The sequence below is a fragment of the Mammaliicoccus sp. L-M44 genome (assembly GCF_022386355.1).
GTDB lineage: Bacteria > Bacillota > Bacilli > Staphylococcales > Staphylococcaceae > Mammaliicoccus > Mammaliicoccus sciuri_A.
Map to the genome: position 1 here is coordinate 1 of NZ_JAJNIU010000056.1, position 1,412 is coordinate 1,412.

2 protein-coding genes are annotated in these 1,412 nt (G+C 28.3%); both read right to left on the reverse strand.

Translation table 11 applies throughout. The annotated features are described in order from the left end of the window. Positions 1-274 precede the first annotated feature (274 nt). Positions 275-622 (reverse strand): ArsR/SmtB family transcription factor, encoded by a 348-nt coding sequence (locus tag LQ611_RS13870; protein WP_000119691.1) that lies wholly within the window; start codon positions 620-622, stop codon positions 275-277. 18 nt (positions 623-640) lie between these two features. Continuing rightward, entirely contained in the window at positions 641-1,258 is a 618-nt protein-coding gene (gene cadD / locus LQ611_RS13875; protein ID WP_002508636.1) for a cadmium resistance transporter CadD, read from the reverse strand. Between the last annotated feature and the right edge of the window lie 154 nt (positions 1,259-1,412).

A 1,412-nucleotide genomic window follows, 5' to 3' on the forward strand; every position in this document is an offset into this window, starting at 1 on the left:
TAAAACGCAAATATGAGCCAAATAAATATATTTTGATTTCACAAAATGATTTTTTCTAAAAACCAGTGTCGATTTTTTAAGACACTGCCCAGTTACATGCAAATTTAAAAATTGGCATAAAAAGTGGGTAAACGTGCCGTTTAATCGCATAGTTCCTGCAGGGGCTAAAAAAGCTTTTTTTACTTAACATCGACATGACATCCACTTGACGATAAGTAAAGAATTATCAAAAGCAAAACACTATCAAGACAAGAAGAAACTCGTTTCACTCGTTTCAAAAACCCTCCTGATTTTTAGAGAAAAACTCTCTTATTTCATCGTCTTTAATAAAATAATATGCCATCTTTCCATCTTTATAAAAATCAAGTACCTCATTTTTATATAAAAGCCTTAAATGATGTGAAGTTGAAGCAACACTCATTTTCAATATCAAAGAAATATCACAAACACACAACTCATCTTCTTTAATCAAAGATAATATGATTTTCAATTTCTTCTCATCACAAATTTTTTCTAAAATGTTAAGTAATTTCTTAGATTTATCATCTTCTAAAAAACTTAAAGCATTGTTAACTTTATCCTCATGTACACAGATCACATCACAAGTATTTTCATAACTCATATAAAATCACACCCTAAATTAAAATATAAATCCTAAAATTGTTTGAATAGTGTCATTTTCAATAATAATAAATAAACCTAAAGCTATATAAATAACAGCCATAATCCAACGACTAAATTTCTCAACAATTTCTCCAACTCCTGGAATATTAGCTAATTTTTGTGCAGTAAATACCAAGAAGAAAATTAAAATTAAAAAGACAAACAGAGTAATTAATAAATTAGTAACACTTAATGTCACAAAATACGGAACAAATAAACCAATATTATCAGCACCACAACTTGCTATCGTAACAATTGCAACCGTACCAACTAATTTAGACAATCCTTTTTCATTCAATTCTTTTTTAGCTCTCTTTTCTCCTTCACAATCATCATAAATAGCCACTTTAATTCCAAGATAAATTGGTATTAAACCCAATAAACCTAATATCCACTTCTCTGGAACATAATTTAATACAAAAGCTAAAAACAAACTAACTAATATTAAAATAATAGACCCTAAATATTGACCAACATAAATATCTCTATATTCTTTTCTAGTCTTTGCTCTAGCAAAAAATATTAATAAAATTACTAATAAATCAACTGCTGTAGCAATATAAAGAACAGCAGCAGTAACAACCGTTTGAATCATAATACACCTCATTCAAAAATATTTTTGAATGTATTGTAACTTATATTTTTAAATAATCATAGATGCTTTATTCCAATTGCTTTATTGACGTTGAGCCTCGGAACCCTTAACAATCCCAAAACTTGTCGAATGGTCGGCTTAATAGCTCACGCTA

Bases quoted from the DNA above. Each gene is read 5' to 3' on its own strand.
- LQ611_RS13870 (WP_000119691.1), bottom strand. From the start codon at position 622: ATGAGTTATGAAAATACTTGTGATGTGATCTGTGTACATGAGGATAAA.
- cadD (WP_002508636.1), bottom strand. From the start codon at position 1,258: ATGATTCAAACGGTTGTTACTGCTGCTGTTCTTTATATTGCTACAGCA.